This is a genomic window from Mycolicibacterium neoaurum (genome assembly GCF_036946495.1).
Taxonomy (GTDB): Bacteria; Actinomycetota; Actinomycetes; order Mycobacteriales; family Mycobacteriaceae; genus Mycobacterium; species Mycobacterium neoaurum_B.
Genome location: NZ_JAQIIX010000002.1, coordinates 857,651 through 872,097, shown reverse-complemented (window position 1 = coordinate 872,097; position 14,447 = coordinate 857,651). Strand labels below are relative to the sequence as shown.

General features: G+C 66.2%; 11 protein-coding genes. 5 read left to right on the top strand and 6 right to left on the bottom strand.

Annotated elements, in window-relative coordinates; genetic code table 11:
• Positions 1–77: 77 nt before the first annotated feature.
• Positions 78–1,727 (bottom strand): glucose-6-phosphate isomerase, encoded by a 1,650-nt coding sequence (gene pgi / locus PGN27_RS09565; RefSeq protein WP_335325914.1) that lies wholly within the window; start codon positions 1,725–1,727, stop codon positions 78–80.
• Between the two features lie 50 nt (positions 1,728–1,777).
• Here pgi and PGN27_RS09560 point away from each other — a divergent pair, with 50 nt between their 5' ends.
• Positions 1,778–3,241 (top strand): NAD-dependent succinate-semialdehyde dehydrogenase, encoded by a 1,464-nt coding sequence (locus PGN27_RS09560; RefSeq protein ID WP_335325913.1) that lies wholly within the window; start codon positions 1,778–1,780, stop codon positions 3,239–3,241.
• 59 nt (positions 3,242–3,300) lie between these two features.
• On the opposite strand, the gene PGN27_RS09555 is transcribed toward PGN27_RS09560, so the two are convergent.
• Complete coding sequence (locus PGN27_RS09555; protein WP_042509872.1) at positions 3,301–3,600, bottom strand: chorismate mutase; 300 nt, start codon at positions 3,598–3,600, stop codon at positions 3,301–3,303.
• Positions 3,601–3,834: 234 nt separating this feature from the next.
• On the opposite strand from PGN27_RS09555, the gene pcrA reads away from it, so the two are divergent.
• Positions 3,835–6,150, top strand: coding sequence for a DNA helicase PcrA (gene pcrA, locus PGN27_RS09550; RefSeq protein WP_335325912.1), 2,316 nt, complete (start codon positions 3,835–3,837; stop codon positions 6,148–6,150).
• Here pcrA and PGN27_RS09545 read toward each other — a convergent pair.
• The gene (locus PGN27_RS09545) at positions 6,147–6,728 is read right to left on the bottom strand and encodes a hypothetical protein (protein ID WP_335325911.1); all 582 of its coding nucleotides are present in this window, start codon (positions 6,726–6,728) and stop codon (positions 6,147–6,149) included. The two genes, pcrA and PGN27_RS09545, sit on opposite strands and share 4 nt — an antisense overlap.
• 14 nt (positions 6,729–6,742) lie before the next feature.
• Positions 6,743–7,813 (bottom strand): M23 family metallopeptidase, encoded by a 1,071-nt coding sequence (locus PGN27_RS09540; protein WP_335325910.1) that lies wholly within the window; start codon positions 7,811–7,813, stop codon positions 6,743–6,745.
• A gap of 287 nt (positions 7,814–8,100) precedes the next feature.
• On the opposite strand from PGN27_RS09540, the gene sucC reads away from it, so the two are divergent.
• Positions 8,101–9,264 carry an ADP-forming succinate--CoA ligase subunit beta gene (sucC, locus tag PGN27_RS09535; protein WP_335325909.1) on the top strand — a complete coding sequence of 388 codons (1,164 nt, stop codon included), beginning with the start codon at positions 8,101–8,103 and terminating at the stop codon, positions 9,262–9,264.
• 14 nt (positions 9,265–9,278) lie between these two features.
• Positions 9,279–10,181, top strand: a complete 903-nt coding sequence (gene sucD, locus PGN27_RS09530; RefSeq protein WP_335325908.1) for a succinate--CoA ligase subunit alpha — start codon at positions 9,279–9,281, stop codon at positions 10,179–10,181.
• A 73-nt stretch (positions 10,182–10,254) separates the two neighbouring features.
• On the opposite strand, the gene PGN27_RS09525 is transcribed toward sucD, so the two are convergent.
• Positions 10,255–12,144, bottom strand: coding sequence for a S9 family peptidase (locus PGN27_RS09525; RefSeq protein WP_335325907.1), 1,890 nt, complete (start codon positions 12,142–12,144; stop codon positions 10,255–10,257).
• Between the two features lie 10 nt (positions 12,145–12,154).
• Positions 12,155–12,793 (bottom strand): TetR/AcrR family transcriptional regulator, encoded by a 639-nt coding sequence (locus PGN27_RS09520; RefSeq protein ID WP_418888577.1) that lies wholly within the window; start codon positions 12,791–12,793, stop codon positions 12,155–12,157.
• A 113-nt stretch (positions 12,794–12,906) separates the two neighbouring features.
• On the opposite strand from PGN27_RS09520, the gene PGN27_RS09515 reads away from it, so the two are divergent.
• Positions 12,907–14,439, top strand: coding sequence for an acetyl-CoA acetyltransferase (locus PGN27_RS09515; RefSeq protein WP_335325906.1), 1,533 nt, complete (start codon positions 12,907–12,909; stop codon positions 14,437–14,439).
• Positions 14,440–14,447: the final 8 nt, after the last annotated feature.

Genomic DNA, 14,447 nt, shown 5'->3' with positions numbered 1-14,447 from the left:
CCCTGCGCCGAGAGTGACGTAATGGCTGCCCCCGACGTGTCCGGAGCAGCTATTACGTCACTCTCGGCGCCGAGGGGTCACGCCGATCGACCGCGCTCCGTTCGGTAGTGGCGCACCAGTGCATCGGTGGACGAATCGGTCTGCTTCGCAGGTGAGGCGTCCTCGGTCAGCACCGGGAGAAGCGCCTTCGCCTGGGTCTTGCCCAGCTCGACACCCCACTGGTCGAACGAATCGATGCCCCAGATCACGCCCTCGGTGAACACCTGATGCTCGTACAACGCGATCAGTTGGCCGACCACCGACGGGGTCAGCTTGGTGGCCAGGATCGAGGTGCTCGGGCGGTTGCCCGGCATCACCTTGTGCGGGACGACATCGGCGTCGGTGCCCTCGCCCGCGATCTCCTCGGCGGTCTTGCCGAAGGCCAGCACCTGGGTCTGGGCGAAGAAGTTGCTCATCAACAGGTCGTGCATGCTGCCGGTGCCGTCGGCCGTCGGTAGATCGTCGGTCGGCTGGGAGAAACCGATGAAGTCTGCCGGGATGAGTCGGGTGCCCTGGTGCAGCAGCTGATAGAACGCATGCTGGCCGTTGGTTCCCGGCTCGCCCCAATAGATTTCGCCGGTGTCGGTACTGACCGGTGTGCCATCCGCACGCACCGACTTGCCGTTGGATTCCATGGTCAGCTGCTGCAGATAGGCGGCGAACCGGGACAGATCATTGGAATACGGAAGCACCGCGCGGGACTGCGCGCCGAAGAAGTTGTTGTACCAGAGGCCGATCAGCCCCAGCAGGGCCGGCGCATTCTGAGCCAACGGTGCCGTGCGGAAGTGTTCGTCGACCAGATGGAACCCGGCGAGGAACTCGGCGAAGCGCTCGCGACCGATGACCGCCATCACGCTCAGCCCGATCGCCGAGTCCACCGAGTAGCGGCCGCCCACCCAATCCCAGAACCCGAACATGTTGGCGGTGTCGATACCGAATTCGTCGACCAACTTCTTGTTCGTCGACACCGCGACGAAGTGCTTGGACACCGCGTCATCGCCGAGCGCGGCGGTCAGCCATCGCCGCGCCGCCGTCGCGTTGGTCAACGTCTCCAGCGTGGAGAATGTCTTTGACGCCACGATGAAAAGCGTTGTGGCCGGGTCCAATCCGTCCAGCTTCGCGACGAGGTCGGCCGGATCGACGTTGGAGACGAAGCGTGCCGAGATGCCCGCGTCGGCGTAGTGGCGCAGCGCGTCGTAGACCATCACCGGTCCCAGGTCCGAGCCACCGATACCGATGTTGACCACCGTGGTGATCCGCGCACCCGTGACGCCGGTCCACTCTCCAGAGCGCAACCGGTCGGTGAACGTGCCCATCGCGTCGAGTACCTCGTGGACATCGGCGACCACATCCTGGCCGTCCACGCTGAGTTCGGCACCCCTTGGCAGCCGCAGCGCCGTGTGCAGAACGGCACGGTCCTCCGAGGTGTTGATGTGCGCACCGGAGTACATGGCATCGCGGCGATCCTCAAGCCCGGCCGCCACAGCCAGCTCGACCAGAAGTGCCAACGTCTCGCGCGTCACCCGGTGCTTGCTGTAGTCGATGTAGAGATCGCCGACGGTCAGCGTGAGATCGGTGCCGCGGGTCGGATCTTCGTCGAAGAGTTCCCGAAGATTCTTCGGCGCCACCGCCTCGTGGTGACGTTGCAACGAATGCCATGCGGCCGTCCCGGTGATGTCAGCACTCATTCTTCCGACCTTAGTGCGGTGCCGGGATCGAGGGTGTACATGATGGATGTATGCGCACCGAAAAGTTGGCAGAGTTGATTTCATCCGTGCCCACCGGTCTGTGGATCGGTGGTGAGGAGCGGGGCTCGGCTTCCTCCCAGAAGTTCGACGTGCTCAACCCCGCGACTGACGAGGTGATCACCTCGGTGGCCGACGCGACGCCCGAGGACGGTATCGCCGCACTGGACGCCGCCACCGCCGTGCAGGCCGACTGGGCCGCCACCCCGGCGCGCGAGCGTGGTGAGATCCTGCGCTCGGTGTTCGAAACCCTCACCGCGCGAAGCGAAGACCTCGCGACGTTGATGACCCTGGAGATGGGCAAGGTGCTGGCCGAGAGCCGGGGCGAGGTCAAGTACGGCTCGGAGTTCTTCCGCTGGTTCGCCGAGGAGGCCGTCCGCATCGACGGGCGCTACACCCACAGCCCGGCGGGTACCGGACGCATCCTGGTGACCAAGATGCCGGTCGGCCCGTGTTACGCCATCACGCCGTGGAATTTCCCGTTGGCCATGGGGACCCGCAAGATCGGCCCCGCCCTCGCGGCCGGCTGCACCATGCTGGTCAAACCGGCGCAGGAGACCCCGCTGACCATGCTGCTGCTGGCCAAGCTGATCGACGAGGCGGGTCTGCCCAAGGGTGTGCTCTCGGTGCTGCCGACCACCAAGCCCGGCGACCTCACCGCCGCGCTGATCGACGATGGCCGACTGCGCAAGCTGACGTTCACTGGCTCGACCGGGGTGGGCAAGGCGTTGGTGAAACAGTCCAGCGACAAGCTGTTGCGCACCTCGATGGAACTCGGTGGCAACGCCCCGTTCGTGGTGTTCGACGACGCCGACGTCGACGCCGCGGTGGAGGGTGCGCTGCTGGCAAAGATGCGCAACGGCGGTGAGGCCTGCACGGCGGCCAACCGCTTCCACGTCGCCAATGCGGTGCGCGCGGAGTTCACCGAGAAGCTCGTCAAGCGGATGAGCGAGTACTCGCTGGGCAACGGCCTTGAGGACTCGTCGACGTTGGGCCCGCTGATCTCGGCCAAGCAACTCGGCATCGTCGCCGACCTGGTCTCCGACGCGGTGTCCCGCGGCGCCGAGGTGGCCGTCGGCGGAGTGGCCCCGGACGGTCCCGGACATTTCTACCCCGCCACCGTGCTGGCCGACGTCCCGGCCGAGGCCCGCATCCTGAAGGAGGAGGTGTTCGGGCCCGTCGCGCCGATCACCGGCTTCGATACCGAGGAGGAGGGCATCGCTGCCGCCAACAACACCGAGTACGGGCTGGCGTCCTATATCTACACGCAGTCCCTCGACCGCGCGCTGCGCGTCGCGGAGTCCGTCGAGGCGGGCATGGTGGGTGTCAACCGCGGGGTCATCTCGGATGCCGCGGCGCCGTTCGGCGGGATCAAGGAGTCCGGGTTCGGCCGTGAAGGCGGCTCCGAGGGCATCGAGGAGTACCTGGAGACCAAGTACATCGCCTTCACCCCGTAGTGATTTCGGCGCGGATACGCTCGCTGACCGAACGTATCCGCGCCGAAATCGCAGGTTGACTAGTGGCCGAGGCGGCCGCGGCCGAGGCGCAGCAGCAGCATGGCCAGGTCCTTGCCCTCTGGGCCGAGCTCGCTGTAGCGCTCGATGACCTTCATCTCGCGGCTGTGCACCAACCGGGTGCCGCCGGAGGCCATCCGCGCCTTGCCGATGATGCGCGACACCTCGGCGCGGCGCTTCACCGCAGCCAGGATCTCCGCGTCGAGGCGGTCGATCTCCAGGCGGAGTTCGTCGATATCTGCGGCAGTCTGTGTTTCGGCACTCACGGGGTTCTCCTCGCTGTTGGTGGCGTCTTGGTTCATCCGGTTCGGGGCCTCACACAACAGAGCCCCGGATCGCAGATGCGGACCGCGGGGCTGGAAGGGAAGCAGCTAGACCACGGGCACCGCGGACCGGTACCCGTAGAAAAATCGTCGCTGCCGATGGAGCACGAATCGAGTGTGCCACCGACGGCCGATTCGACGCAAAGGTGACCGCACCCCAGCACGCGGGGCATGACCCGGCTGTCACCCATCGGCGGTAGATTCGAGACCGAAATGACATCTCTTTTTGACGCGCCGGCCCAGGGTTCAGATACCGAACAGCTGCTCGACGGGCTCAACCCACAGCAGCGCCAAGCTGTGCTGCATGAAGGATCCCCGCTGCTCATCGTGGCCGGCGCGGGATCGGGAAAGACCGCGGTGCTCACTCGGCGCATCGCCTACCTGCTGGCGGCCCGCGATGTCGGCGTCGGGCAGGTGCTGGCCATCACCTTCACCAACAAGGCCGCCGCCGAGATGCGCGAACGCGTCGTCGGGTTGATCGGCCCGCGGGCCCGCAACATGTGGGTGTCCACCTTCCACTCGACCTGCGTGCGCATCCTGCGCAACCAGGCCTCACTGCTGCCCGGGCTGAACTCGAACTTCTCGATCTATGACTCCGACGATTCGCGTCGGCTGCTCATGATGATCGCCAAGGACATGGGCCTGGACACCAAGCGGTACACGCCGCGGTTGCTGGCCAACGGCATCTCTAACCTGAAGAACGAGCTGATCGATCCCGATCAGGCGCTCGCCGACCTGACCGACAGCTCCGATGACATGTCCAAGACCATCGCCGCGGTGTTCGGCGAGTACCAGCGCCGGCTGCGGGCCGCGAACGCCTTGGACTTCGACGATCTCATCGGCGAGACGGTGGCGGTGCTGCAGGCCTTCCCGCAGATCGCCCAGTACTACCGGCGCAGGTTCCGCCACATCCTCGTCGACGAATATCAGGACACCAACCACGCGCAGTACGTGTTGGTCCGCGAACTGGTCGGTCTGGAGACCACCCCGGATGGCGTCACCCCGGCTGAATTGTGTGTGGTGGGTGACGCCGACCAGTCGATCTACGCGTTCCGCGGGGCCACCATCCGCAATATCGAGGACTTCGAGCGCGACTATCCCAACGCCAGAACGATTCTGCTGGAACAGAACTACCGTTCGACGCAAACGATCCTGAACGCCGCCAATGCCGTGATCGCCCGTAATGCCGGACGCCGCGAGAAGCGACTGTGGACCGACTCCGGCGAGGGTGAGCTGATCGTCGGCTATGTCGCCGACAACGAGCACGACGAGGCGCGGTTCGTCGCCGGTGAGATCGATGCGCTGGCCGACCAGGAGCAGATCTCGTACAACGACGTCGCGGTCTTCTACCGCACCAACAATTCCTCGCGCGCGCTGGAAGAGGTCTTCATCAGGTCCGGCATCCCCTACAAGGTCGTCGGCGGTGTCCGCTTCTACGAGCGCAAAGAGATTCGCGATATCGTCGCCTACCTGCGTGTGCTCGACAACCCGGGGGACTCGGTGAGCATGCGCCGCATCCTCAACACCCCGCGGCGTGGGATCGGAGACCGGGCCGAGGCCTGCGTCGCGGTGTACGCCGAGAACAGCGGTGGCAGCTTCAACGATGCGTTGCAGGCCGCCGCGGAGGGCAGGGTGCCGATGCTCAACACCCGCTCGGAGAAGGCCATCGCGTCCTTCGTGCAGATGCTCGACGAGCTGCGCGGCCGACTCGACGGTGAACTCGGCGACCTCGTCGAGGCGGTGCTGGAACGCACCGGATACCGGCGTGAACTCGAATCATCCAGTGACCCAAAGGATCTGGCCAGGCTGGACAACCTCAACGAACTCGTCAGCGTCGCTCACGAATTCAGCATCGACCTTGCCAACCGGCAGGCGTTGGCCGAAGAGGAGGACCGCGACGAGGACATCCCCGATACCGGGGTGCTGGCCCAGTTCCTGGAAAGGGTTTCGCTGGTGGCCGACGCCGACGAGATCCCCGAGCACGGCTCCGGCGTGGTCACCATGATGACGCTGCACACCGCCAAGGGTCTGGAGTTCCCGGTGGTCTTCGTGATCGGCTGGGAGGACGGCATGTTCCCGCACATGCGGGCACTCGGTGACCCCACCGAGCTCAGTGAGGAACGCCGGCTGGCCTACGTGGGTATCACGCGGGCGCGCCAGCGGTTGTACCTGAGCCGCGCGAAGGTGCGCTCGTCATGGGGACAGCCGATGCTCAACCCCGAATCACGGTTCCTGCGCGAGATTCCCGAGGACCTGGTCAACTGGCGGCGCGTGGAGGCACCCTCGGCGGCGCTGAGCGCGCCGCGGGTCGGCCGCTTTGCCGAGAACGCCCGTCCCGCACCGGGTAAGGCGCGCAACCGCACGATCATCACGTTGGAACCCGGCGACCGGGTCAGCCACGACAAGTACGGACTCGGCCGCGTCGAAGAGGTCTCGGGGATGGGCGAATCGGCCATGTCGCTGATCGACTTCGGCAGCGCGGGGCGGGTCAAGTTGATGCACAACCACGCGCCGGTGCAGAAGCTCTAGCGGCCCGGGCCCCGGGACCACCGCCGGGTGGCAGGTAGCAGTGTCAGTACCACCGTCGCCAGTGGCAGCACCGGCATCGCGAAGACCACCGGGTGAAGTTTGGCCCCGGCCAGGAAGAGGCTGCCGAAGATGAGCAATCCGATGGCGGCCCCGACGATGATCAGCAACCGGCCCATCCGGCGCTGCAGCAACAGCGCGATCAGCCCGGCGATACCGGCGCCTGCCGAGATCGCGGTCAGGAACCCGATCGCGATGCAGAACAGCAGATCGGTGTTCCACCAGCCGGCGATCAGATCGGTGGCGATGACCGCGGTCGCCCATCCGCTGAGAATGCTCGCAATGGCGGCTGAGATTGCGGTGGCGGGCCCGGCGGCGGGGCGGCCGGGGACGGCCACCGGAACCGGTCGCGGAATGTAGGCGGTCTGCGTGCTGTCGGCGGCCGCAGGAACCAGCGCCGCAGAAACCAGCGATGTGCGGTCCTCAGCGGGATCGGCGGCGAGCGCCGGAAAGGAGCCCGTCGGGTGCCGACGGATGATGCGGGGTTGGTCGGCGGGTGGCACCGGAGGTTCTGCCGTCACCCCGACCACGGTAGTTAACCGACGTAATTGCCGGGGGAGAGCCCGCGCTGAGCCAGCCACGGCACCGGGTCGATCCGGTTGGAGCCGTTCATCAGCACCTCGAAGTGCAGGTGCGGACCGGTCGAGTTGCCGCGGTTGCCCATGGTGGCGATCTGGTCGCCAGCCATCACGCGCTGACCCTTGCTGACCAACCAGGTGTTGATGTGTCCGTACAGCGTGACGGTGCCGTCGGAATGCCGCAGCTTGACCAGCGCGCCGTAACCGGCGGCGGGACCGACGTCGATGACGACGCCATCGCTGGCGGCCAGGATCGGTGTGCCGATCGGACCCGCGATATCGATACCGCCGTGCAGGACACCCCAGCGGTAGCCGAACCCGGACGTCCACACGCCCTTGGTGGGCATGACGAACATGGGCCGGGTCAACCGGGCCTCGCGGTCGGCGCGCTCCTGAGCGAAGGCGGCGGCCTTGCTGATCTCTTCGGCGTGCACCGCGGAGGAGGCCACCGGCTGCACGGCGACGATCTGCACACCGTCGGCCGATCCGGTGGTCGAGGCGCCCTCGATCAGGGTGCCGTCGGCGGCGAGCACGGTGTCCGGCGCGGGAGTCGCTTCGTTTGCCGTGGACAGCGAGTAGGCACCGGACGCGGTCGCACCGGCGGCCATGGCGGCGATCATCAGCCGGCTCTTGACCGCGCCGACGGTCTGCTTGCGGTGCGCCCCGCCGCTGCGGTGCGCGCGCATGTCGATGACATCGGTCAGCGCGGTGCCATCGCTCAGATCGACGTGGCTGTCGCGGTAGGCGTGCGCCGACGGCTCGCTGTCGGACTGGAATTCGCTGGGAATGACCAGCCGCAGCGGGGCCAGGTCGTCGGTGTCGTGCAGGTCATCGAGTTCGGGGGCGGCGATCACGCGCTGTTCTTTGTCGAACGCGGAGCTGTCCCGGAAGTCGAGTTCGCACAGATCGCCAAACTCGTTGAAGGGGATGATGTCGGTGACCGCTGCCGGGTTCTCGGGCTGCTGGGGGCTGCGCCGTCCCTTCGTCGCTGCTCCCCGTGGGGATCGGGACGAACTGTGCTCAGCCAACCTGAAAATTCCTTAGCGCCGTGACCTGACCGTTACCGAGACCAAGAGGCACGTTAACCAAATCCCAATGTTGGTGGCAACTTATGAGCTCATTCCCAGGGGGAATGTGACTTGTATCACCAATGGGCGTCGGTGAGATGTACCACATGAACGGTGGGCGGTGCGGGTGCCTGCCAGACGGGTGGATACAGTGCCAGCGAGCCAGTCACGGCCATCGGTCTGTCCGGCCCACTACCTGTGAAGTCAGTTCGAAACGTCACCTAGACAGACACCCTTTTAGGAAACTCATGGATCTGTTCGAGTACCAGGCGAAGGAACTCTTCGCCAAGCACAACGTACCGACCACGCCGGGCCGGGTCACCGAGTCCGCCGAGGACGCCAAGGCCATCGCCGAGGAGATCGGCAAGCCGGTCATGGTGAAGGCTCAGGTGAAGGTCGGCGGCCGCGGCAAGGCCGGCGGCGTGAAGTACGCAGCCACCCCCGCCGACGCGCTGGAGCATGCCAACAACATCTTGGGCCTGGACATCAAGGGCCATGTCGTGAAGAAGTTGCTGGTTGCCGAGGCCAGTGACATCGCCGAGGAGTACTACATCTCCTTCCTGCTGGACCGGTCCAACCGCACCTACCTGGCCATGTGCTCGGTCGAGGGCGGCATGGAGATCGAAGAGGTCGCCGCGACCAAGCCCGACCGCCTGGCCAAGGTGCCCGTGGACGCCGTCAAGGGTGTCGACCTGGCCTTCGCCCGCGAGATCGCCGAGAAGGGCCACCTGCCCGCCGAGGTGCTCGACGCCGCCGCCGTGACCATCCAGAAGCTCTGGGAGGTGTTCATCGGCGAGGACGCCACGCTGGTTGAGGTCAACCCGCTGGTGCGTACCCCCGATGACCAGATCCTGGCGCTGGACGGCAAGGTCACCCTGGACGCCAATGCCGACTTCCGGCAGCCCGGCCACGCCGAGTTCGAGGACAAGGACGCCACCGATCCCCTCGAGCTCAAGGCCAAGGAGAACGACCTCAACTACGTCAAGCTCGACGGCGAGGTCGGCATCATCGGTAACGGCGCGGGTCTGGTCATGTCGACCCTCGACGTCGTCGCCTACGCCGGTGAGAAGCACGGCGGCGTCAAGCCCGCCAACTTCCTCGACATCGGCGGCGGCGCCTCGGCCGAGGTGATGGCCAACGGTCTGGACGTGATCCTGGGCGACAGCCAGGTCAAGAGCGTGTTCGTCAACGTCTTCGGTGGCATCACCTCGTGTGACGCCGTCGCCAACGGCATCGTGAAGGCGCTGGAGATCCTCGGCGACGAGGCCAACAAGCCGCTGGTGGTGCGTCTGGACGGCAACAACGTCGACGAGGGCCGCCGCATTCTGGCCGAAGCCAATCATCCGCTGGTCGTACAGGCCGAAACCATGGACGCCGGCGCCGACAAGGCCGCCGAGCTGGCCAACAAGTAAGGGAGCCAACAAGAATGTCAATCTTCCTGAACAAGGACAGCAAGGTCATCGTCCAGGGCATCACCGGTGGCGAGGGCACCAAGCACACCAAGCTGATGCTCAAGGCCGGCACCCAGATCGTCGGTGGCGTCAACGCCCGCAAGGCCGGCACGACCGTCAAGCATGAGGACAAGGACGGCAACGAGATCGAGCTGCCCGTCTTCGGTTCGGTCGCCGAGGCCATGAAGGAGACCGGCGCCGACGTGTCGATCGCCTTCGTGCCGCCGGCGTTCTCCAAGGACGCCATCATCGAGGCCATCGACGCGGAGATTCCGCTGCTGGTCGTGATCACCGAGGGAATCCCGGTGCAGGACAGCGCCTATGCGTGGGCCTATAACGTCGAGAAGGGCCAGAAGACCCGGATCATCGGCCCCAACTGCCCCGGCATCATCACCCCCGGTGAGTCGCTGGTCGGCATCACGCCGAACAACATCACCGGCAAGGGCCCGATCGGACTGGTCTCCAAGTCCGGCACGCTGACCTACCAGATGATGTACGAACTGCGCGATCTCGGCTTCTCGACCGCCATCGGCATCGGCGGCGACCCGGTCATCGGCACCACCCACATCGACGCCCTCGAGGCGTTCGAGGCCGATCCCGAGACCAAGCTGATCGTGATGATCGGTGAGATCGGTGGCGACGCCGAGGAGAAGGCCGCCGCCTACATCAAGGCCAACGTCACCAAGCCGGTCGTCGGCTACGTGGCGGGCTTCACCGCTCCCGAGGGCAAGACCATGGGCCATGCCGGCGCCATCGTCTCCGACGGTGCGGGCACCGCGGCCGGTAAGCAGGAGGCTCTCGAGGCTGCAGGCGTGGCCGTCGGCAAGACGCCGTCGGAGACCGCCGCCAAGGCGCGCGAGCTGTTCAACAAGCTGTAATTTCCCTGCACGAGCAGACACTTATACCCCCTCTTCCTCGCGGAATTGGGGGTATAAGTGTCTGCTCGCCGGGTCAGGGGCGGCCGCCCAGGTATTCGGCCAGGAACCGCTCCACGGCGTGATACATGTCGATGTTGTTGTCCGGGTTGACGAACCCGTGCCCTTCGTCCTCCTTGACCATGTACTCCACCTCGACGCCGCGGGCGCGCAGGGCGGCGACCATGTTGTCGGACTCGGCCTGCACGACACGAGAGTCGTTGGCGCCCTGCACCACCAGCAGCGGCGTGCGGATCCGGTCCACCCGGGTGATCGGGGAGCGGGCCAGCATATCGGCCTCGGCCCGTGGATCCGACGGATCACCCACGTACAGATGCCAATTGGTGGCCAGGAAGCGCCTGCCGACATTGGGCAAAGTCTTCATGAAGTTCGGCAGACTGGAGATCCCGACGTAGTCGATGGCCGCGGCGAAGACGTCCGGGGTGAACGTCACCCCGACCAGTGCGGCGTAACCCCCGTAGGACCCGCCGAAGATGGCGACCCGTTCGCGGTCGGCGTATCCCTGCTCGACGGCCCAGTCGACCGCGTCGATCAGATCATCGTGCATCCGGCCGGCGAACTCCCCGATGGCGGCCTGGGTGAAGGACTTGCCGTACCCGGTCGAGCCGCGGAAGTTGACCTGCAGCACCGCATATCCGCGGTTGGCCAGCAGCTGCACGTCGGGCTGATAGGACCAGACGTCGCGCGCCCAGGGTCCGCCGTGTACCAGCAGCACCATCGGCAGATCTCTGGGCTCCACCCCGACCGGAAGGGTCAGGTAACCGTGCAGGTCGAGTCCGTCGCGGGACGGTAGGCGTACCGGCCGCATCGACGCCAGCGCGGCGGGATCGAGTGCGGGATAGGGTCGGAACAGCAGCCGGCTCTCATCGGTGCTGCGGTCGTAGAAATAGGTGACGCCCGGCTCGCGGTCGTGTTGGAAACTGACCACCCACCGTTGCCCGCTGTCATCGCAGGAGATGGTCCACAGGTCGCCATCGGACAGGCCGGTCAGCCTGTCGAGCACGTCGGCGAAATCGGCATCGAGCGCGTGAATCACCTGCCGCTCACCGTAATAGCGGGCGCCGATCAGCTCGCCGGTCTGCTCACTGAGGATGAACGGGGACGGCAACGTGATCTGCGCCCCGAGGTCGAAGCGGGGGTGGCTGTCCACCTCGGTCTCGGTGCCGGTGGCGACGTCCAAGCGCATCAGCCGCATCCGGTCACCGCCGGCGTAGGAGCCGAGCCAGATTCCGGTGCCGTCGGGTGTGGGCGCGATGGGGTGGATTCCCAGTGGATAGTCGCGCCCGTCGTACAGCTTGATCGGCCGCAGGGTGCGCGTGTTCGGATCCCACCGGGAGATCTCGACGTCGCCGTCGGAGGTGAGGGTGTTGGTGAAAAGGTCCCCGTTCGGTCCGGTGACCCAGCCGATGGCATTGCCGGGATTCTCGGCGAGCATGGTGAGTTCGCCTGTGGCGATGTCCAGTTCGTAGGCGTCGACCAGCTCGGGATTGCGTGCGTTGTGCTGCACGACGGCCTTTCCCGGCCGGGCCTTCAGCAGTTCGTAGCTGACCCGGGTGTTCGGAAAGGGAGTGAGATCGACTGCGACACTTCCCGGGGCGTCGAGGTCGACACGGTGCAGGTGCCAATTCTCGTCACCCCCGCCGTCCTGCATGTACAACAGGTGCCGAGAATCGTGGGTCCAGCTGTAGAGGTAGACGCTGCGGACGTCGTCGGCGGTGACGCATCGCGGCTCGAGCGCGCCGTCGAGGTCCTGCACCCAGATGTTGAGTCGATTGCGCCAGGGCGCCAGGTAGGCGATCCGGGTGCCGTCGGGGGAGATGGTGGCGCCGGCGCGTTCCGGCGGATTGAAGAACTGCTCGACCGAGATGTGCGGTGGGAGTGTGGTTTCGGTGCTGTGGTTGGCCACGGTGTCCTCTCTATGGGCCGACCGGCGCGCCGATGCGGCCGTTGGTCGCATCGAGGACGGCGCGGTCGATCAGCGTCAAAATGTCCTGGCTTTCGAAGGTTCGTCCGTGCACGACGACGGCGGTGCTGACGTCCTCGTCGACCACCCGCAATGCCGCTGTGGTGGCGGCCGCGCACAGCCGCACCGTCAGATCCTGGGCGGGCAGGCCCAGCCGTTTGGCGATCACCGGGATGAACCCGCGCTCCATCTCGTCGTGGACCATGAGATATGCGGTGCGCAAGGCGGGTTCGGTGGCCGACATGGCCGCGATCCGCATCGCGGCCGTCTCGTCGGCGAGGTCCTGTTCGGAGAACGGGTGGGCGATGGCGTCGGCCCGCATGTGCTGTCCCAGGGAGAGTTCGGCGGGCCACCTGTCCAGCACCCCGATGAACCGGTGTGTGGACTTGGCGAGCAGTGGTTCGACACACGCCTCCTTCGAGCGGAAGTACCGCCAGATGGTGCGGGTCGACAGGTTCGCCGCGGCGGCGATGTCGTCACCGCTGGTGCCCGACACGCCCCGTTCCCAGAACAATTCCGCGGCATGTCGGGATACCCGCAGGCGCGCGGTCGCTGCCTTGTCGTCGATGGTGATACACCCCTTCCGTGTCACTTAGTGACATCACCACGGTGTCACTAAGTGACATCGAGGTCAAGTCGCCCTCCGCGCCAGGTTGTCGATGTGTCGTCGGTTAGCCTGACGAACTAACACCTGCCAGGAGGTCAGTGATGGTGGATCCACGTACCCCGGTGATCGTCGGCGTCGGACAGTTCACCGAACGCATCGACGACGACGGCTATCGGGGAATGTCCTCGGTGGAGCTGGCCACCGAGGCGGCCCGGGCGGCGGTGGTCGATACCGGTGCCGACCCGGCCGCGGTCGCCTCCGCCATCGAGGTCTTCGTCGGGCTGCGTCAGTTCGAGATCTGCACCCCGTTCTCGCAGGCCCCGCTGGGCTGTTCGGACAACTACCCGCGCTCGGTTGCCGCACGTATCGGCGCCGACCCGGCCCGCGCCGTGCTCGAGCCGCTCGGCGGGCACGGATCGCAGAAGGTGACCACCGAATTCGCCGGCGTCATCGCCGCAGGCGATGCCGAGGTGGTGCTGGTGCTGGGATCCGAAAACGGTTCGACACTGCGCTATTTCGCTGGCCGAGACGATAAGCCGGATCACTCCGAGACGGTCGGCGGCCAGCTGGAGGATCGTGGCTACGGTTTCGACCAGTACATGAACGAATACACCGCCACGCACGGTCTGACGGGCGCTCCGGTGCAGTACGGCCTGCTGGACAACGCCCGCCGGGCGCGCCTGGGCGTCACGGTGGCCGACTACCGCCGTCAGATGGCCGAACTGTTCGCGCCGTTCTCGGAGGTGGCCGCCAAGAACCCGTTGGCGTCGTCGCCGGTGGAACGGACGGTGGACGAACTCGCCACCGTCACAGCCGAAAACCGGATGATCTGCGATCCCTACCCGCGGCTGATGGTGGCCCGCGATCAGGTGAACCAGGGCGCCGCGGTGCTGCTGATGTCGGTCGCGGCGGCCCGCCGGCTCTCGGTACCCGAGGACAAATGGGTCTATCTGCACGGCCATGCCGACCTCGTCGAGCAATCACTGCTCGACCGCGCCGACCTGAGCGCCAGCCTGTCAGCGGAAATAGCGGTGGCAGAAGCGCTTCGGGTCGCCGACGTGAAGCTGTCGGAGATATCCACCTTCGATCTCTACAGTTGCTTCCCGTTCCCGGTGTTCTCGGTGTGCGATTCGGCCGGGCTGGCCACCGACGATCCGCGCGGTCTCACGCTCACCGGAGGGCTGCCGTTCTTCGGCGGCCCCGGCAACAGTTACTCGCTGCACGGCATCGCCGAGACGGTGTGCAGCGCGAGGGAACAACCGGGCCGATTCGGGCTCGTCGGCGCCAATGGCGGTGTGATGAGCAAGTATTCGGTCGGGGTGTACTCGACCGCGCCGGTCGAATGGCGTACCGACCGCAGTCGGGAACTGCAGGCCAGCATCGACGGGCAGCCGAGGGTCGCGGTCACCCGGCACCCCGAAGGTCGCGGCACGATCGAAACGTATTCGGTGCGTTACGACTGGCCGACGACCACCGGGGTCATCATCGGAAGGCTCGATGCCGACGGCAGCCGGTTCATGGCGCTGACCACCGACGCGAATCTGCTCGCCCTGATGGCCGACGGCGATCCGCTGGGAGCCGCGATCGCGGTGACCGCAGGGGAGAAGGAGAACCACGCCACGCTGGCGTGACCCGCTTG